Source organism: Rossellomorea pakistanensis (assembly GCF_016908495.1).
Classification (GTDB): Bacteria; Bacillota; Bacilli; order Bacillales; family Bacillaceae_B; genus Rossellomorea; species Rossellomorea pakistanensis.
Map to the genome: position 1 here is coordinate 296,503 of NZ_JAFBDZ010000002.1, position 19,277 is coordinate 315,779.

Here is a 19,277-nt window from a genome sequence, read left to right on the forward strand (position 1 = left end):
TTATCTAAAACACTCAAAAACTTTATTCAACCGATTATATCCATTGTTCAATCCATTCCACCTGTTTCTTGGATATTATTTACGGTTTTATGGTTTGGTGAAAACGGAGGTGCTCAAATCTTTATTGTTATCATCACATTAGCTCCTATATTTTTCTTTAACGCGATGAAGGGAATTACCAAGACACCAAAAGAATTGTTAGAGATGGCGCAATGTTTCAACGTGTCTCAAAAGAAGGTCATACTTGATATTTATTTTCCACATGTTTTTCCATATTTACAATCTTCTCTCCTTGTTGCCATTGGGATGGGTTGGAAAACGATTGTCATGTCCGAGCTCATTGTTGGACATGTTGGAATCGGACAGCAACTGAGCCAAGCACGTATTTTTTTCAATACATCGACCGTCTTTGCTTGGACGGTTATTCTCGCCATTGTCGGATTAGGGATGGAGCGACTCGCCCAAAGATTAGTGAAAGGAAAAAATGAGCATGTTAACAATTGAAAATTTATGTTTCAAGAGAGATAGACAAGTGATTTTCCATCAATTCAATTTACAACTTATGGATCATCAAGTGACATGCTTTTTAGGATCATCTGGTATTGGAAAAACGACATTACTCAAGCTCATAGCAGGTTTACTTGAACCAATGGAGGGACAGTTACCTCGATCATCTGAGTCTTTAGGTTATGTGTTTCAAGAACATCGTCTAAAACCGAATTTAACTGTTTTTGATAATATTGCTTGGGTGATGAAGCCTGCTATTCACAAAGAACGCATAAATCAATTGTTAAAAATAGCAGGATTAACTCATGCTAAAAACTACTATCCTCATGAATTAAGCGGTGGTATGAAACAGCGAGCTTCCATTCTTCGGGCCCTCGTGAATAAGCCCGATTTGATACTGATGGATGAGCCATTTCAAGCACTCGACTCACAATTAAAAAAAGAGATGCTGCAATTCATACAAACACTTTGGAGCGAATGCAAGCCAACTATTTTACTTGTTACACATGATTTAGAAGAAGCTGTGTTTTTAGGTCATCGCATTATCGTATTGGGCAACACACCAGCCCAAATAATAGGAGATTTTACTAGGGATTCCTATCACACATTTACTCACGACATTCATCTAAAAATAGAAAAATTACTTGAAAAAGAAATGGAGGATTTTCGTGGAAACACAGAATTGGCATCATCCGATTGTTTATAATTATCAACAAACCATTCGTAACAAAATTATCGGCTACGACCTTATTTATGAAATAATGATTAGTATGTTAAAGTGCAGTGACTGTCCACAAAACATTCTCATCATTGGTGCGGGTGGTGGCCAAGAGCTGTTAACGCTAGGGAAATTATATCCCTATGCGACTTATACAGCAGTGGATACATCTATGCCTATGCTAAGGCTTGCCCAGCAGCAAATTGCACAGTTAGCTCAACAGCTTAATATCGAATGGCATAACGGCGAATTATCTTCACTTAAGGCTAACAAGTCATTTGATATAGTAACTTGTCATTTAGTCCTTCACTTTTTAAAGGAAATGAATGAAAAAAAGCAACTGCTTCAACATATTGCACATAGCTTAAAGGCTGGTGGTACTTGTTTTATCTCATCAATTAATGCAAATATAACAGGTCCTACTTTTTCACAGCAGCTTCGACTTTGGCAAGAATCAATGCGTCATAACAATCTTTCTGTAGACGATTTAAACCATTTCGAACAATCTTTTGGCTCTACTACCCACCCTATTCCATTAGACAAGCTTATAGCATTACTACGAGAGACTGGCTTTCAAACAATCATTCCATATTTTAAATCGCACATGATTGACGCATTAGTCGCTATTAAATAAACAAGGAAAGAGATAATCAAATGAACAGGAAGCTATATTAATTGTAGGAGGATACGGAGAGGTTGATGGAAAAATAACAAAACTATGGTTACCTCATTACCCGAACAAAATATACGTTGCAGGAAGGAACTTAGGAAAGGCACAGCAATTTTGCACACAGTAGCAAAACCTTACTTTACCATTGCAACTCGATGTAACAGTAACGGTAAAACATATTAACTTAACATAAATAAATGAATGGATTATTGAAAGCAACAAATGAGGAAAATCCCCTTAAACCCTTTAGACATAAGGTGTTAAGAACCCAAAATTTTTTGAACACAACCTAAGCGTATGTTTTCCGCGATTTGCTAGTATGATCCCTGTTTTACTTATTTAGTTTAGTTACTAAATAATTTAACAATGTAAAGATAGGTACTGATAGAAGTTTAGGGGGGATTTGATTGAAAGAAAAAATCATTGTGGTCGGTGGGTATGGTCAGGTTGGTAAAGTGATCTGCGATGAATTAGGAAAGATTTATCCATATAAGGTGTACGCTGCTGGACGTAACTTCCAGAAGGCAGAACAGTTCTCGATTCGTACAGGGAGAAAAGTGTTACCTCTACAACTCGACGTGAATGAACCGATAGCTGTTGCTTTGAAATAAAGTTTGATCAAAAACATCTTACAAACCCGTATTTTATGGTAAATAAGAAGAATCCATTTCAAAAAAAGATTGATCAAAATGGATTCTTCTGCAGCAGATTTAAGTTTGATTTTTATAAAAAAGTTTGATCATTTCTGTGATCTTTATTCACCGTGGAGACTTCATGTTATTCAAGTGAGTATTGTCGTGATTATTTATACGCTTATGGTACTTGTGGTTTTCCGCAAATGGGAAAATACTTTCTTTGCAAAAATATTGTTTTTTTGATTGGAGTGATCGAAATATGAAACAGACAAAGGTGGATCGTACAAAGTCAGGCAGCCAGCATCTAGGCCAATTAATTATGCTGCTCCAACGTTTAGAGAAACATCCACACACGTTTGGAGAGGCGGGTCCTTTGACACCGAGTGAGATTCATACTATTGATGCGATTGGCGTGGAAAGAGGTGTGTTAATGAGTGAACTCGCCAATCGCCTTCAGGTAACCAAGGGAGCCGTTACGCAAATTATTGTCCGATTGGAAGACAAGAACTTAGTGGAACGAACTCCAAATCCAACCGATTCAAGAAGTGTGATTGTATCTTTGACCAAAAAAGGCAAAAGTGCCTTTCGAGCCCATGAAGAGGTGCACTTACGTTTCTATAGAGAGTTGAGTTCACAATTAAATGAGCAGGAGATTGAGATTTTTGAGAAGTGTATAGAGAAGCTGTGTACCCATTTACGAAAGTAATTTTTTTGTTTATTTAGTTTAGTAACTAAATAAAATTAGCGATGGAAAGATAGGTACTGATATGAAGTTAGGGGGTATTTGATTGAAAGAAAAAATTATTGTGGTTGGTGGGTATGGTCAGGTTGGCAAAGTGATCAGCGATGAATTAGGAAAGATTTACCCATATAAAGTGTACGCTGCAGGACGTAACTTTCAGAAGGCAGAACAGTTCTCAGTTCGTACAGGGAGGAAAGTGTTACCTCTACAACTCGACATGAATGAACCGATAGCTGGCGATTTTTTTCGTGATGTTTCCATGGTTGTCATGTGCTTGGACTTGAAAAATACCGACTTTATTCAATCGTGTGTAAAGCATCAGGTTGATTATATTGATATTACAGCTGATTATTCTGTGATGTCAAAAACACAAGAGATTCGTCCTGAGGAATCGACAGTTGTCCTAAGTGTCGGTTTGGCACCCGGAATAACCAACATGCTAGTGAAACAAGGGAAGAATCAATTGGATCAGGTTGATTCCGCAGATATTTATATTTTGTTAGGTTTAGGGGAGGCGCATGGACGTGCAGCGATTGAGTGGACAGTTGATAATCTAAGTGGTGATTATTCAGTCATCGAAAAAGGAAATAGAAAACAAGTTACTAGTTTCTCTGCTGGAAAGAAGATGGATTTCTCAAATAGATTAGGAACAAAAAAAGCTTATCGGTTCAACTTTTCTGATCAACACGTTTTACCTCAGACTTTGGGTATTCCCTCTGTTACCACTCGCCTCTGTTTTGATTCAGCGGTGATGACAAGTTTAATAGCGAGTTTAAAACGTATAGGGATTGTACGGTGGTTGAAGCATCCCTTGATCAGAGAAAAGGTAGTGGATCTCTTTGAAAAATCGCAGTGGGGATCAGAAGTATATGTTGCAAAGGTAGATGTTACAGGGCAGTTGAACGGTCAGAGTGTACGTTATCTAGGTTCGATTGACGGAGAAAAAGAGTTTGTTGTAACAGGAAAAGTTGCGGCCTATGTGGCGAAAAATGTCTATGCAGGGCAATATCCACCTGGTGTATTTCATATAGAAGAGCTGTTTCAGCCAACTGATTTATTTATTGATTTAAGAAACATCGTCACATTGGAAGAAAAAATACTGGAGGTATAGAAAAATGGAGATGAAAAAAAAGGCAAAAAAAGTACCAGGTCCTAAGAAGATCCCCTTTATCGGTAATCTGCTGGAAGTAGGTTCAAAGCTACATGAATTTTTTAAAACTTGTGTAGAAAAGTATGGTCCGGTTGTTCGCATACGGTTGGATAAAGACCGCGATACATATCTGTTAAGTCGTCCGCAGGATATTCAGTATGTCCTTAAAAATTCACAGAAACTATTTTCAAAAGGGTATCATAGGGATCGGATTCTTAGTATGGTGCTAGGCAATGGTCTAGTCACGAGTGAAGGAGATTTCTGGCTCAGACAACGAAGATTATCGCAGCCAGCGTTTCATAAACATCGCATTGAAAAATATGCGGACACTATGACTCACTATGCTAGCCGAATGCTTCGCAACTGGGAAAATGGCCAAATGCTTGATCTTCATAAAGAGACGTTGCAATGTACCATGGAGATAGTTGCCAAAACACTTTTTGATATAGATCTACAAGATGCCGAACATCAGGGATCAAATCAAGTTGGTAAAGCGCTTGATCAAGTTTTTCACGAATATGTTAAGCAGTATACAAGCATTACTCGTATGTTGCTTGATATGCTCCCTTTTCCTCTACCTACTTCTGGAAATAAACGACTACAGGAAAGTATTCAGCAATTGGATCAAGTGATCTATGAAATCATTGAGCACCGAAAAAAAGAGAATAGGGATCATGGTGATCTTCTTTCTATGCTGATTGCAGCACAAGATGATGATGGAAAAGGAATGACTTCTACACAATTAAGGGATGAAGTGATGACGTTATTTCTTGCTGGTCATGAAACAACGGCTAATGTATTATCATGGACTATCTATCTACTCGCTCAACATGCAGATGCGGAAGAAAAGTTAGTTACAGAGTTAGAAAATGTGCTACAAGGAAGACTTCCTTCTTTATCCGATATTCCACATCTTTCCTACACACAAGCAGTTATCAATGAATCAATGCGCCTCTATCCGCCCGTTTGGTTTATTTCTCGTGAACCACTTGAGGATATATGGATCGATGATTATTGTTTACCAGCAGGGTGTGAAGTTGCAGTTAGTCAGTGGGTGATGCATCGGCACCCAGATTATTTTCCAAAACCGGATTCTTTTATTCCCGAACGATGGTCCCGTGAATTTGAAAAAAGTTTACCTTCCTATGTCTATTTTCCGTTTGGCGCAGGGCCACGAGTCTGTATTGGAAATAATTTCGCGATCATGGAGGCCGCTTTATTGCTGGCTTCAATTATGCAAATGATTCACATAGAACTCAATCATAAACATGACGTGGTTCCAGAACCTTCGATTACACTACGACCAAAAAATGGGATTCGTGTACGTGTCGAAAAGAGAAACAACTAATAGTTTAACCTTATTACCCGGTTTCTTAGTTTCATTATCGAGCATTCCAATTGTGTATGTAGTAGAGGAATGCTCAATTAGTTTAATTACTAAACTATAAAGGATGAGCCGATCCCATGGATATCACATTGATTTTTAGTAAAAACAAGCCATTCTTCATGATGGTTGCTATATGTATGGGTGCTTTTGTTTCCCATTTTACAGCTGGAGTTGTGAATGTTTCACTTCCACATCTCTCAAAAGTATTTCACACTAACTTAGGAACGGTGCAATGGATAACGGTTGGCTATTTACTTGCCATCGCCACACGTTCTTCTAATAGCCTATCTTTCATTTTGATTGTATGAGCAACTTCATATACGCCTTGTCCTTTATCAACTGTTAATAAAAAGTCCGTTGTCATGACAATAAGATCGCCTGTTTTTGGATCAGCCGGATGTTTAATTCCAAGCTCTTCTGCAATAACAATCGTCTCTTCTTGTGGTAATAAAGGAAATTGCTCGCGAATATCTAAGATGACATCAGAAAATTCAGTCAAATAAAAGTAGTTTCGTTCTAGGTCTGATAAAAATTCATGTTGTCTGCCAGTTTTTATACCTTTTAATCTCGTTGACCGACCTAATGAGGAAACGTCTTGAATCTTTTACCACGGCTGATAATTTGCCCCACTACCAGTTCCCCGGCCCTCTTTAATCCACTTATCAATTTTAGATGTTCTTTTTCTTTTCGACACAAAAACACCCCTTTAGATAATCATATCCAAAGGGGCAAAGCTTCGCAACTTTTTTATAAACGTCACAACTTTATTTTAAACATCGCATCTTTTTTATAAACATCGCGACTTTATTTCAAAGCTACAATAAACAGTGCTTATTCCAGGAATTAAAAACAATATTGGAGCTTCCTCTTTTGGGAGCGAATAAATAGATAGAGTCATAACTTAAAAGTTTTAATAGTCTTTTTTTAAGTATTGAATTATCAAGGTGCTGGAAAGTGCCATAACTTAGCGCCGAAAGTGATATGAGTATTAGAAGAAGTTTGCATTCTTCAACAAAATGGACCAGATAATGAAATAAGACTTTCAAATTAAGTAATAAATTTGAAATAACCGGAAATATGCAAAACAGTACAGGTTATATGGACAGAATGATTATATTATGATACTCAGGTAGTAGGTTTTGATTTTTATAGTAATTGTAGGAATCATATCCTTTTAATGCTATAATAATTGTGAAGTAATTCACAATATAAAAGGGGTGATTTTAGTGCTGATTTTCAAGTTGAAGACGGCATTATATGCATCTTTAATTTTTACATTGGGTTTTTGGCTGTTAGGATTGGTCCAGGAAGGAGAGATTTTCTTTTCCTTTATACTGGTAATAATGTTCCTTTACTGCCTGTTTGGAACTGTGATTTATGGAGTTCCGGTTTCAATTCTGTCCGACTACCTCACAAAGAAGTTAGTCCAGTGGAGGTTTGCTGCGGCGGGATTTATACATACGATTTTAGGAGCAGCAACTTATCTTATAATGGAAGGTCTTGCTTTTTTTGCTCTATTGGCAGCAGTAATCTTCTTTATGGTGGATGAGTGGAGGAAATGGGATCGGGAAATGCCTGCCGGAAAAATCGCTGCAATGAACGCCGCGGCATTTCTATTGGCAGGTTTGCTGCCGATGGGCATTCTCTGGATGCAGGGAAAAGCTGAAATGGAAGAAAAGACAATTGATCTGTATTTGATACCAAAAGGATATGTTGGACAGGTGACCATTATGCATGAGTTCGAGTATGCCCCCGAGCCAGAAACAGAAGGGAAGTATGATGTGTTCAGCGTAAACAATAAAGGATATGCTGTAACCGCTTTGCCGCCAAGTGAGGGCTTGATTGAGGACTTATACTATTTTGTTGATGAAAAGGGAAAACGTGAAGAGATTCCTGAGAGATGCATCGAGGTGGGTGGAACTGGTTCAACAATGGGGGATGGGTATGAGTATTCCTATACCCAATTTACTGTTGGATGCAGTGAAAATATTAACCAAGAAGATCTTTACTATTTAAACGAAGGACCATCTGTTGAAGACATCCTTTATGAAGAAGGCGTCTTTGATAGGGAAGAATATCAATTCGTACCGAAGGAGTAAAAATAATTTTGTGAAAATGGTTTTTTACGCACTAACTTCCTTATACTCCATAAACTAACGATCACTATATATATCAGTCGCTTTTTTAAATATGGTTTATTAAGCAAGGAAATACTGACAAACAATTAGGGTTTATAGAAGAAGATCGATATAAAGTTCTTAAAAAAGAGACTCTGTTGTTTGACCAAGACTATCTTAAAGAGTTGAGAAGGAGATATGAAGATAGTAAGAAGAAGTATGCCGTCATCATGATCATTGGTGTTTTTTTACTCGTAGGAGGTGCCATCCCTTTTTTGTTTGAAAGAAAAGATATCACTTCAGGAGAAATGGTCCCTTATTTCCCGGTTTGTGTGGTTTTGATTGCTTTTGGCTTCTACATTTTCATTCGCACCCTATCAATACTGGAGGCATATAAACTACTAGCGAAAAATGAGGAATATATTAATCGGACAGGTTTTAAGCTTCTAAAGAAAATGAGAAAAAAGGTAGATAATCTTTAATAGGTTTTTGTGTTGTTTGGTTTCTCTTGAATAGTTCTTTGCCCTATGATCAGTAAAGCAAATGACAACTTATTTCTGTGTTTTTCTTTCGGATGTCGCTCTTCAAGAAAAGGGTACAATTATGAGGATCCAATATACTATTTTTTAGTAGAGTTAAGTGTTTTACATTAAAAATTAACAACATTATTTTAACCCCGTCTGAAAATCAGAACGGGGTTATGCGTGTTTAAGGTTTTAAAACTAAATAACTTTATCGTTACACCGGTTACCGTTAATGATTACCATGAAGATGAACCAGCCCTGCAAATCTGAATTTTGGAATCAATTAGCTTCATTAGATACATAGAATTGAATGAATTGGATTAGTTGGGGCGCCGTATGCGATGAAGTTCGCACGTACAGATGCTAGCAGGGGGATAAGGGAGAGATAACGTATCTGTCATGAATAAGGATTTGCGCACATTTTACATGAAAATGGCCAGATTCTTGAATAATGGAGAGGATTCTCTGACTCGAAATCGTAACTTAATTTAGGAATAAAAAGTTGAAAATATTTAAAACTTTACTTTCACATAATATAATGGTTTATAGTTTTAATTTTATGGCTTTTTGGCATAAATTGTAGTGCGAAGTTTAGCTCTAAGGACACAACGTTCTGAATTGTCGGTGAGTACAGGTTTCGTGAAGATAGGGTATAGATGGAGAATTCTAATATATTCAGCCTTGGCTAAGAAGATATATCGATACTAGGATTGAGCAGCCATTGAATGAATTGGGGCTACCTTTGATTGCTCTAAATGGTTACATTGGGAGCATATATGCTGGTAAATATGCAAGAGCATGTAAATTTGATGTGAATTGGGTTGGAAAAGTATCTAATTTTAAATATCAGTAAGGAGTTATTGAATGAGTTTAAAAAAACGATTATTATTTGGTAGTGTTTTCTTTGTAATATCGTTAACATTAATTTTTATAAATTTTAAACCAAGCGTATTTCAGAGTAGTTTACTTACTTATACAGCTCTCTGCACAATTTTTATCATAAAGTTTATAAAGAAGGAATAGTTAAAGAAAAGCGTATGCACAGAAACCTGTGGCATACTTTTCTCGTTTTGCTATCAGCCCACAATTCGGCACTCTTCTTTGACCCCTCAAATTTTCGATTTGTAATTTTGTTGACGGAGAAACATAATCATAGTCAATACCAGCAAATGATTTAAGAATTGCCTCAAATACAACTTGTGCTCCCTCAGGAGGTACAGCCATACCAATCTGCTTTCTAACCTGTTCTTTGTTTCCACAAAAAACAAAATCATCAAGAAATGTTTGTAGTCTCGCTCTTTCTCGATTAGTTAAAGCATGTGGTTCATTCCAGTGATACATATGAGTACCATCACTACCAGTAACTGTGTATGCTGGTCGCTGCGAATCTAAACGTTTGTATATTGAGTTCAACCTAAGCTCCCATTACCTTTAGCTGTAGGTGCTCAGGAATACCTGGATACCAAGCATTTTCTCTGGAATAAAATTGAACATATCTTTTACTTTTTGAGTATGTCGTGACATTTCATGATTGGGTGCCCCTTCAGGCTTAGTGATGGGGTTGCTGCTAAGCACACCGAAAAGTAATTCTTTGAACGAATACTAATACCTACGTTCTTTTAACCAAGGGCAAAGTAAAAGTTTGGGATGTTACCAATAACCACTGTTTTTGTACTGTATCAAGTAAACTTAAAGCATACTTGATCCTACAATCTTTAGGATTTACTATAAAGACATTACCATGAGGCTTACCAAATACCTTCACCATAATGCTGTGTATATTATGAACTATTTACTTTGCGATCTAGATCAAGAACCCTGTCATCAAGCCAACCCTTGATCATTCAGTCTGTAAAAAAGGCTTTAATGTATTTGAAGGCATTTATAGAATGTTCAAATCATTCTTTGATACTTTTATGTAAAATGGTTTGATTAAGTAAAGCGACTTTAACACGAGAAAAGACAGATTATGTTTTTAAAACTAAATTCATCTTTTTTACTATTCTATTAAAGGAATAGCGCCCAGTATTGAAGAAAAGGGCCATATAATGAGGTGTGGAATAATGAATGATTTTTATACAGCATTATCTTATGTAAATAAAATGATTTACGAGCCCAATAACGTAACTGTAAAGTTGGTTCAAGAAGAAAAGCAAAATTCTAAATATGGTGCTGGTACATTTCGATTATCTTCTAAAACTGTTCGATTCAGAGTTGCAAATATAACCCCCACCAAAGTAGGGCAGTTTGTTGCATTTTGGGAAAAAGATGAAAATAATAAAAACCAGCCCTATTCATATGGGGAAGCACCTGATTTATTAGTTATAACTACTTTTAAAAATGATAGTGAGTTTGGACAATTTATTTTTCCAAAAGAAATTCTTTTTAAACAGAATATTCTTAGGTCCAGTTCAACTAAGGGAAAAATGGCAATAAGGGTTTATCCTAGTTGGGATAAACCGACTAGTAAACAAGCGATGAAAACTCAAAAAAGGCAGTTGCCTTATTTTGTTGATATGAGTAATCCGAGTGAATTACCGATTGACAAAATAATAGAATTGTATTCGTTGTAATCCTCTGCAAAACGGGCGCTTTCCTTTAGGAATGTGTCTTTTTAATTTTTCCAGAATGAGAAATGGATTTAAAAGAAATCATTTTATAGAGGGAAAACAGACCAAGAGTAATAACTCGGTCTGTTTTTTAACTATTAGATCTGTTTTTGAGTTATGTAAGTTTTTACGGTTGGTGGTTCATATGTCTTAAATTTATCAAGTAACCCTTTTGGTTCACTATCAACTAATGCCATATTACGGTACTTTTTATGTAAAAACTGTTCCTCTGACATATGATTAAATAACGCAATAAGAGGATCATAATAATGATTAATATTTAAGAGACCACATGGTTTATGATGAAGTCCTAATTGAGCCCACGTAAAAATCTCAAAGAACTCTTCTAAAGTCCCTGGCCCACCAGGCAAAGCTATAAATCCATCTGCCAAATCTGCCATTTTCGCTTTTCTCTCATGCATAGAATCTACAATGATCAACTCTGACAGGTTCTTATGGGATATCTCTCTCTTTTCTAGAAAACTTGGCATAACACCAATTACATATCCCCTTTCTTCTAAAACTGAATCGGCAACAGCGCCCATAACTCCAACACTTGCTCCACCATAAACAAGTGCAATATTTCGTTTAGTTAGTTCTTTACCAAGTTTTTTTGCACCTTCTATATAGACATTAGATGCTCCATTACTCGATCCACAAAATACGGCTAACTTTTTCAATATATCCCCTCCTCAATAATCACTATTAAAGATTATATTAAACTTTCATTTTTTTGTTAAACTTAAGTTATTGAATTGGGGGTTAGATGAAATGAATGTCACTGAATTTCAACAATGGGTAAAGGATTATTATGAAAGTAGGGGCTGGTCTGAGTTAGACATTTTTATTCGTATTGGCTTTTTAGCAGAAGAAACGGGCGAAGTTGCACGAGCTATAAGGGCCCTTGAGATAGGTAGGGATAGGCCAGATGAAGTTAAGGGTTCTTATGAGGAAAATAAACAAGAGTTAACGGAAGAATTAGGAGATGTATTAGGTAATTTAATTGTGATTGCAAACAAGTACAATATCCCTCTAGAAGAAGTGTTTCAGGTACATAAAAAGAAACTGTCAGAACGTTATTCTAATGATTAGGCTTTAAAGCCTTTTTTCGGGCGCAATTGTTGAGCAAGAAATAAAAGGGTGATACATATTATACATGACTAATATGTATCACCCTTTATTTATTGACTTTCTAGTTTTTAGGTCTTGATAAGTTTTTCTGGCTGACCTTATCATTACAAACACAGCTAATTGTCAACAGACCTTTTTAGTGCCGCTCTCTATGGAAAGCTTCCACTAGTGAAGATGCCAGACCTGCTTTTAGAGGTGAAAGTTGGACAGGATTTGGTGAGCGATTTATCTATTTATAGGGACATGACCGAGTGGGAAAATGTTATTATCGATCCTAATTTTTCTTTTGTTCAGCGTAAAACTCATCGATAGCCCGAATCCAATTCTTTCGGGCAAGGCTTGCCGCTTTCTCGTTATTCTTATTTTCAAAGGCCTGTAAAATGGCTTCATGTTCCTGTATGGAATCATTTGTAAGAATGATAGATTGATGAAAATAAAGGCGGAGAACATGAGCCTGGAGATTTGAAACTGAATTCGTAATATATTTATTCTGTGCATTCTCCACAATGATAGTATGAAACTGTTCATCTTGCTTTAAAGCTGAATAAGAATCGCCTTTTTTAATGGCGTCAGCAAATTTAGAATTAATCTCACGCAATGAATCAATCGTTTCCTGACTAATAATCGGTGTTGCCAATTCGGCAGCTAAGGCTTGCAAGACACCTAAAGGAGGCAAAATTTTGTTAATATCCTCTTGATTAACCGATGTGACTTGAGTTCCAACCCCTGGAAACATTTCAACAAACCCTTGAACATGAAGTAATTGCAGTGCTTCTCGAATAGGAGTTCTGCTTACTCCTAACGCTTGGGCAAGATCAGCATCATTAAGCTTTTCTTTAGGCTGAAGGGTGCCATCAATGATCCATTCTTGAATTTGAGTAAATGCACGATTTTTTGCAGATATACGAGTAGGGGATGAAAAATTGGTAGGGATGGGCATGATCAAAACCACCTTTTGATTTTTCATAAGGTAAATTGAAATAAATTTTATCTTCAATTACTAGTAGAACATTCTAGATAGATATATTGAAAGTGTATACGATTCTCTTTAAAAATGCAATATATTACATAAACGTACAAAAAAACATGTGATATATTGCATAAATATTTTGTATGTGATATCTTTTGGTAAGCGATATATTACATACATATACGGAAGGAGGGATAGAGAGTTTAGTAAATTAGTATAAACTAAATTGTTTGAAAATTTAAATTAAAACGATAGTTGTGATAATATCAAATGGCTTTTTACTATTTTTTGAATATAAATTCTAAAAATGTATGCTGCTTATTTTAAGAAACTGAATCATCCAGATTTATAGACTTCTAGGAGGAAATCATATGACGAATAAAATACCATTTTCATTTATAGTGACAGTTGGCTTTATGCTATTTGCTTTATTCTTTGGCGCAGGAAATTTAATTTTCCCTGCCATGCTTGGTCAATCAGCGGGAACGAATATATGGTCAGCTAATGCTGGGTTTATCATTACTGGAGTTGGCTTACCTTTACTTGGTGTCATTGCATTAGGGATATCAGGAAAAAGTGATTTGCAGTCATTAGCAAGCCGTGTACACCCTATTTTCGGTATCATCTTTACTGTTGCTCTTTATTTATCAATTGGACCTTTGTTTGCCATCCCAAGAACAAGTACTGTTTCATTTGAGATCGGGATTAAGCCGTTTATATCTGAAGAATACAGTGTTATTGGTTTAATGATCTTTACCCTTATCTTTTTTGGAATTACAGCCTATTTTTCATTAAAGTCTACTAAGATTGTTGATCTTGTTGGAAAATTTTTAACACCACTTTTATTACTTTTTATTGCGATTCTTATCATAACAGCCATTTTTAATCCTATTGGGCATTTTCAAGCGCCTGCTGAAAACTATATGAATAATGCCTTCTTTAAAGGATTTCAAGAGGGATATCTTACAATGGATGCCCTTGCAGCTTTTGTATTTGGAATTATTGTGATCAATGCGGTAAAAGAAAAGGGTGCCTCTACTAAGAAGGAAATTATGATCGCTGTGACCAAAGCAGGATTCATTGCAGCGGCACTTCTAGGAATCATTTACACATCTCTTTCCTTTATAGGGGCTTCAAGTGTAGAAGGTCTTGGATTTTTAGATAATGGAGGAGCCGTTCTTTCAGGTGCATCCAATCATTACTTCGGTTCATTTGGCGGAATTCTGCTTAGCTTAATTGTTTTTGGCGCTTGTTTAACAACTAGTATTGGACTGATCACTTCATGTTCTTCCTATTTCACTAAAGTGATGCCAAGTATTTCTTACAATAAATTCGTCATTATTTTCTCTGTTTTTAGTGCGGGTTTAGCCAACTTCGGCTTAAATGAATTAATTGCTGTCTCTGTTCCAGTTTTAGTAGCCATTTATCCATTAGCGATCTGTTTAATGGCTTTAACCTTTTTACATCCATTATTTAAGGGTAAAAAAGAGGTTTATCAAGGAAGTCTGTTATTAACGTTTATTGTAGCTTTATTTGACGGATTAAACGCTGCGGGAATTACTATTGCTCCAATCAATGACCTATTAGCTACTGTCCTCCCGTTGTATGAAGTAGGCTTAGGTTGGATCGTACCAGCTATCATCGGCGGAGTTTTAGGATATGGATTCGGGATGGTGACAAAAAGTAAATCTCCTTCTGCTCAAGTTGAGAAATATAGCTAATGGTAATAAAAAGGTCAGTCAGTTTTTTGTAACTGGCTGACCTTGATTTCTTTTAAATAGAATTTGGCGCTATTTTTATTTTATAGGAGTAATATGATGGATGATGATTTAGTGAATGAAAAGCAACTTAATTAAATTAAACAAATTATTTCAAAATAAAAAATAAAGTAGTCTATTCAATCGCAAAAGTATTTAACTATTGAATTAGAAAAATCAAAATAAGATTAAGGCATATGATCAAATCATTCTAGCGGGGAAAAATTGATATACCAATGTTTCGGAGGGTAGAATAGGGCGTGATTGCTGAACAAAAGCCAGCCGCTTTTTTACTAGACGAATCCGAATAGTACTATAAATGATTGGGTGTAAATAATAATTAAGAAAACTAGCTAATCTTGTCATGTGAAGGTAGATGGGTTTTTAAAGTTGGATATGCAAACACTTAAAATATACGTAAAGTATCGATCAAAGTGACACCGAAGTATTCAAAAGGTAGTTCAAGATCAGCAAGCAAAAGGCATGAAAAAACTTTAAAGAAGTGGAAAAAGTGCTGTTTGAAGAATTTGGAGGGATGGTAGAAGCCAGACCACAAAGCATACCAGTTACACAGAAGTCTTTACAAATATGATTTTGAAACTCGAAAAACAGGACAAGCAGATTGTAGCACTATAGCAAATGGTGATGGAATTAACTAAAGCAACACAAGAACTGCCTTATCCTGTAGATCATGCATCAGAAATTAAAGAAATTAAGGAACGTACAGAAGTCATCATGAGAATAGAAAAAGAAAAGAACTCCTTTCAAGGTTGGCAGAAGAACGAAAAGATACAGAAGAGATGGAAAAAGAAATCAAATGATTAAAAGATAAATTAGATATTGTCGTTGACTATAGTCAAAAATAAGAGAATCAACCAAAAAAGAATATATGGCAGCGATTTTCGGTTATAGGGCAGGAGTAAACCTGCTTTTTTCGTTCCTATTTTTTATTGGAGCAGCTGTTTTTCAATTTGAATAATGACGTTCATTAAAAAATGAAGCCATATCGTTTGGAAATAATGTCATGAAATCCTAAAGAATTATATAAGTGCTTTGTAACAGAGTTGTTGATTCCTGTTTCAAGTTCAATTCCTTTTAATCCTTCATTTTCAGCCCAATGAATAACATAAAGTAAGATTTTTTTTGCAATCCCGCGATTACGATGTTCATTATGAACAAATAGGTCATTCAGCCAAATGTATTTTCCGCCTTTTTTTAAGCTAATGCCAATATTAAAAAAAGCTAGACCTAAAACGGTTCCTTGCTCTTCTGCTACAACAATTTTTGATAAGGAACCTTCCTGTAGTGATTGTTGAATCCCATTTAATAATGTTTGATAAGATTCGTCTGTGTGAGTACGAGTCATTTGCTGCATTAATAAATCAGCAATCTTTTTTTGCAGTTCATCGTCTGCATGTGCTGGAACCTCATAAACCTTCATGTTTGGCCCTCCTGTTTCTCCCAAAAAATAATAAATCACTCTAAAGCACATTTTAACTGATAGAGAGTAAAAATTTAATATAAAAATATTTTTTATTTAGAGTGAGCATTATGCCGAATGATTTATATTGAGAAGTCCCTGTATGATACTCAGAAGGTATGAAATAGAGTTAAGTGGGAAGTGTCATTTATGGATAGTCATTTGTTCCTGGTTTGCTAGATTAAATGGAACTTTTTGCATGCTATTTCTTAGTTAAATAGATTCAAATTTCTGAATATTGAATCTTATATCTTGATATTCCTTTTTCCGTCCTCTTAAGTTAGACATGTAGAAACCTAACTAAAGGAGGAAAAAGATGAAGAGATTGTGGAAAGTTAGTATAGCTGTGTTAGTAAGTATTTTACTAGTTGTAGGAACCTTGCCTTTAAACGGGCAGGCTAAAAAGCCGAAAAATGAATATGATGGCTATAGCCAGGTTGATGTCGGAACGGATGGTATGGTCGCCTCAGCCCATCCACTTGCCTCGCAAATTGGAGCAGATGTCTTGAAGAAGGGCGGTAACGCCATTGATGCCGCTATCGCAGTCCAATTCGCCCTCAATGTTGTAGAACCGATGATGTCCGGCATTGGCGGCGGCGGTTTTATGATGGTTTATGATGGCAAGACGAAAGAGACGACTATTATAAACGGCAGGGAAAGGGCACCGGCCGGAGCAACACCAGATATGTTCCTGGATGAAAACAGAAAACCGATTCCATTCGCTGAGCGTTCCACCAGCGGTACGGCAGTCGGGGTCCCAGGCACCTTGAAAGGATTGGAAACCGCTCTGGAAATGTGGGGAACACGTCCGATGCAGCAGCTAATCGGTCCTGCGATAAAGCTGGCTGATAAAGGCTTCCCGATTGATTCAGTATTGGCCGATGCGATTGCCGATAATCAGGATAAGCTTAGTAGATCGGCTGCCGGGGATGTGTTTTTGCCAAATGGCCAGCCTTTGAAAGAAGGGGATCATCTTGTACAGAAAGACCTAGCAAAGACTTTGAAAATGATCCGTTCTAGCGGAGCCGATGCTTTTTATAATGGAGAAATCGCAGAAGCGCTTGCGGGTGTGGTACAGGATTTCAGCGGATCAATGACATTGGGAGACCTTGCAAAATATGATGTAACCATTGATGAACCGATTTGGGGAGACTATCAGGGATATGAAATAGCAAGCATGCCTCCACCAAGCTCGGGCGGCGTATTTTTGCTGCAGATGCTGAAAATTCTGGATGACTTCAATCTATCACAATATGATCTAAAATCCTGGGAAAAATATCATTTACTTGCTGAAACTATGCATCTAGCTTATGCAGACCGCGCGGCATATGCAGGGGACCCTGAATTTGTAAATGTTCCGATTAAGGGGTTGCTTCACCCGGATTATATTAAAGAGCGCCAGGAGCTGATCAGCCTGGATGAAGTAAACACAAATCCGGCAGCGGGAGATCCGTGGAAGTTTGAAAACATTGAAGCTAATTATGAAGCAACTTCCCAGCCAAATGACCGCCAATATGGCGAGACCACTCACTTCTCTGTAACAGACAGATGGGGAAATGTGGTTTCATACACAACAACCATTGAACAGGTTTTTGGAACGGGCATTATGGTTCCAGGATACGGCTTCATGCTGAATAATGAGCTGACAGACTTTGATGCGGTGCCGGGCGGAGCGAATGAAGTGCAGCCGAACAAGCGCCCGCTTAGCAGCATGACACCGACGATTGTCTTTGAAGACGGAGAACCTGTTTTAACAGTCGGTTCACCTGGCGGCCCGACCATTATCACTTCCGTGCTGCAAACGATTCTTTATGCAATTGAATATGATATGGAACTAAAAGCGGCAGTTGAGGAGCCTCGGATTTATACAAACAATTTGAATTCCTATCGATATGAAGAGGGAATCCCTTCAGATGTTATTGATTATCTGAAGGGAATGGGTCATAAATTCGGTCCAAGTCCGACAACAATCGGAAATGTACAAAGCATCTTGATTGATCGCGAAAATGGAATCTTCAAGGGCGTGGCAGACTCAAGCCGTAACGGCGCTGCCATTGGTGTTGATTTGAAAGGCAAGGGTAAAAGAAAATAAAATCATAGAAAAATAGCGTCCTGCTTATGTGGGGCGCTTTTTTGCATGGATTGTTTTAAAGAACGGATAAGAATTCTAAAACAGACGGTAAAATAGGAAGGTGCACGGAAATCAGGGAAAGTGATTCATATATTTTAAAATTCGCACACAAACATATTCTGGAGAATCGTATTTGAGAATCGAATAAATGTAGTAAAGGATTGTAAACCTATTTGTAAGGCATAACCTTCATTGCAAGGTGCTTGCTGCGAGCTTTAAAAATGTGCAGCAAATTCACAATGTTGGCATTCAGGGAGCTAATGGAGTTACAGCTGCACCGGAAATGATTGAAGCATCCTTGGCACATCCTTCTACACATTCAGTGTTCAACAGTTCAACGATGAATGGAAAAAGTTTTATGGGAAATTTTGATTCTCATTCCCATTATTTTCGTTATATAAAATCGAATATAAAGAATATATAGAATATTTTAAAAATACCATTTACAAACTATCAGGATTCCTTATATAATCTAAATGTGGACAGTCGACTAATTATAAGAAAATACTTTAAATGGGTGAAAGAACGTTTTAAGTTAAATGTCGACAAGCGATTTTTTTACATAAAATGTATTTAACATATCCACAAACTTTCCATTCATTTCAACTCACCATGCTTCCACAACACTCCATAGTTTCTCATAAGCTTTTTTAAGAAAATTTTCACCGTAACTTTTATATGTAGATTTAATCACCGGAAATATTAATCCATTGTAAGGGGGGAGTCCTTCTATTTTATCCTCTAGGTTA

General features: G+C 36.6%; 17 protein-coding genes and 5 pseudogenes. 17 read left to right on the forward strand and 5 right to left on the reverse strand.

Translation table 11 applies throughout. From position 1 onward, the window contains the following. Positions 1 to 12 precede the first annotated feature (12 nt). The 8 genes and pseudogenes from JOC86_RS09230 to JOC86_RS24645 form a co-directional block, all read left to right on the forward strand. Positions 13 to 504 (forward strand): annotated as a pseudogene (locus tag JOC86_RS09230) (ABC transporter permease); the annotation flags it as partial. Further along, positions 491 to 1,213: an ABC transporter ATP-binding protein gene (locus JOC86_RS09235; RefSeq protein ID WP_205171103.1), complete on the forward strand. Its 723-nt coding sequence runs from the start codon at positions 491 to 493 to the stop codon at positions 1,211 to 1,213. The pseudogene JOC86_RS09230 and the gene JOC86_RS09235, both read left to right, overlap by 14 nt. After that, on the forward strand, positions 1,176 to 1,859 hold the full coding sequence (locus tag JOC86_RS09240; RefSeq protein WP_338021740.1) for a class I SAM-dependent methyltransferase: 684 nt from the start codon (positions 1,176 to 1,178) through the stop codon (positions 1,857 to 1,859). Before JOC86_RS09235 ends, JOC86_RS09240 begins: the two co-directional genes overlap by 38 nt. A gap of 443 nt (positions 1,860 to 2,302) precedes the next feature. After that, entirely contained in the window at positions 2,303 to 2,506 is a 204-nt protein-coding gene (locus JOC86_RS09245) for a Rossmann-fold NAD(P)-binding domain-containing protein (RefSeq protein WP_205171106.1), read from the forward strand. Positions 2,507 to 2,789: 283 nt separating this feature from the next. Continuing rightward, positions 2,790 to 3,236, forward strand: a complete 447-nt coding sequence (locus tag JOC86_RS09250) for a MarR family winged helix-turn-helix transcriptional regulator (protein ID WP_239587499.1) — start codon at positions 2,790 to 2,792, stop codon at positions 3,234 to 3,236. 82 nt (positions 3,237 to 3,318) lie between these two features. Continuing rightward, positions 3,319 to 4,383: a saccharopine dehydrogenase family protein gene (locus JOC86_RS09255; RefSeq protein WP_205171126.1), complete on the forward strand. Its 1,065-nt coding sequence runs from the start codon at positions 3,319 to 3,321 to the stop codon at positions 4,381 to 4,383. Positions 4,384 to 4,387: 4 nt separating this feature from the next. After that, the gene (locus tag JOC86_RS09260) at positions 4,388 to 5,770 is read left to right on the forward strand and encodes a cytochrome P450 (RefSeq protein WP_239587500.1); all 1,383 of its coding nucleotides are present in this window, start codon (positions 4,388 to 4,390) and stop codon (positions 5,768 to 5,770) included. 158 nt (positions 5,771 to 5,928) lie between these two features. Then, positions 5,929 to 6,078, forward strand: a pseudogene (locus JOC86_RS24645) (MFS transporter); the annotation flags it as partial. Here JOC86_RS24645 and JOC86_RS25145 read toward each other — a convergent pair. Further along, positions 6,075 to 6,503, reverse strand: a pseudogene (locus JOC86_RS25145) (TnsA endonuclease N-terminal domain-containing protein); the annotation flags it as partial. The pseudogenes JOC86_RS24645 and JOC86_RS25145 overlap by 4 nt on opposite strands. Before the next feature lie 532 nt (positions 6,504 to 7,035). Between JOC86_RS25145 and JOC86_RS09270 the strand changes: the two are divergent. Continuing rightward, positions 7,036 to 7,908 carry a DUF6843 domain-containing protein gene (locus JOC86_RS09270; protein ID WP_205171129.1) on the forward strand — a complete coding sequence of 291 codons (873 nt, stop codon included), beginning with the start codon at positions 7,036 to 7,038 and terminating at the stop codon, positions 7,906 to 7,908. Between the two features lie 134 nt (positions 7,909 to 8,042). Beyond that, positions 8,043 to 8,408: pseudogene (locus JOC86_RS09275) on the forward strand (helix-turn-helix domain-containing protein); the annotation flags it as partial. Between the two features lie 1,065 nt (positions 8,409 to 9,473). Here the strand turns inward: JOC86_RS09275 and JOC86_RS09280 are convergent. Further along, positions 9,474 to 9,998: pseudogene (locus tag JOC86_RS09280) on the reverse strand (DNA cytosine methyltransferase); the annotation flags it as partial. 515 nt (positions 9,999 to 10,513) lie between these two features. On the opposite strand from JOC86_RS09280, the gene JOC86_RS09285 reads away from it, so the two are divergent. After that, the gene (locus JOC86_RS09285; protein ID WP_205171135.1) at positions 10,514 to 11,023 is read left to right on the forward strand and encodes a MepB family protein; all 510 of its coding nucleotides are present in this window, start codon (positions 10,514 to 10,516) and stop codon (positions 11,021 to 11,023) included. Between the two features lie 134 nt (positions 11,024 to 11,157). Here the strand turns inward: JOC86_RS09285 and JOC86_RS09290 are convergent, their stop codons facing one another. Next, the gene (locus JOC86_RS09290) at positions 11,158 to 11,739 is read right to left on the reverse strand and encodes an LOG family protein (protein ID WP_205171144.1); all 582 of its coding nucleotides are present in this window, start codon (positions 11,737 to 11,739) and stop codon (positions 11,158 to 11,160) included. Between the two features lie 91 nt (positions 11,740 to 11,830). Here JOC86_RS09290 and JOC86_RS09295 point away from each other — a divergent pair, with 91 nt between their 5' ends. Next, positions 11,831 to 12,151 (forward strand): MazG nucleotide pyrophosphohydrolase domain-containing protein, encoded by a 321-nt coding sequence (locus tag JOC86_RS09295; protein WP_205171146.1) that lies wholly within the window; start codon positions 11,831 to 11,833, stop codon positions 12,149 to 12,151. Positions 12,152 to 12,310: 159 nt separating this feature from the next. Beyond that, the gene (locus JOC86_RS09300; RefSeq protein WP_205171148.1) at positions 12,311 to 12,502 is read left to right on the forward strand and encodes a hypothetical protein; all 192 of its coding nucleotides are present in this window, start codon (positions 12,311 to 12,313) and stop codon (positions 12,500 to 12,502) included. Here JOC86_RS09300 and JOC86_RS09305 read toward each other — a convergent pair. Further along, on the reverse strand, positions 12,465 to 13,130 hold the full coding sequence (locus tag JOC86_RS09305) for a GntR family transcriptional regulator (protein WP_205171151.1): 666 nt from the start codon (positions 13,128 to 13,130) through the stop codon (positions 12,465 to 12,467). The two genes, JOC86_RS09300 and JOC86_RS09305, sit on opposite strands and share 38 nt — an antisense overlap. Positions 13,131 to 13,531: 401 nt before the next feature. Here JOC86_RS09305 and brnQ point away from each other — a divergent pair, with 401 nt between their 5' ends. Beyond that, positions 13,532 to 14,881, forward strand: a complete 1,350-nt coding sequence (brnQ, locus tag JOC86_RS09310) for a branched-chain amino acid transport system II carrier protein (RefSeq protein WP_205171153.1) — start codon at positions 13,532 to 13,534, stop codon at positions 14,879 to 14,881. A 681-nt stretch (positions 14,882 to 15,562) separates the two neighbouring features. Then, positions 15,563 to 15,742 (forward strand): hypothetical protein, encoded by a 180-nt coding sequence (locus JOC86_RS09315; RefSeq protein ID WP_205171154.1) that lies wholly within the window; start codon positions 15,563 to 15,565, stop codon positions 15,740 to 15,742. A 163-nt stretch (positions 15,743 to 15,905) separates the two neighbouring features. On the opposite strand, the gene JOC86_RS09320 is transcribed toward JOC86_RS09315, so the two are convergent. Continuing rightward, entirely contained in the window at positions 15,906 to 16,358 is a 453-nt protein-coding gene (locus JOC86_RS09320; protein WP_205171155.1) for a GNAT family N-acetyltransferase, read from the reverse strand. A gap of 355 nt (positions 16,359 to 16,713) precedes the next feature. Here JOC86_RS09320 and ggt point away from each other — a divergent pair, with 355 nt between their 5' ends. Together ggt and JOC86_RS09330 are read left to right on the forward strand one after the other, a co-directional pair. Further along, the gene (ggt, locus tag JOC86_RS09325; protein WP_205171156.1) at positions 16,714 to 18,489 is read left to right on the forward strand and encodes a gamma-glutamyltransferase; all 1,776 of its coding nucleotides are present in this window, start codon (positions 16,714 to 16,716) and stop codon (positions 18,487 to 18,489) included. Positions 18,490 to 18,727: 238 nt separating this feature from the next. Beyond that, on the forward strand, positions 18,728 to 18,952 hold the full coding sequence (locus tag JOC86_RS09330; RefSeq protein ID WP_338021741.1) for a hypothetical protein: 225 nt from the start codon (positions 18,728 to 18,730) through the stop codon (positions 18,950 to 18,952). The last annotated feature ends 325 nt before the right edge of the window (positions 18,953 to 19,277 follow it).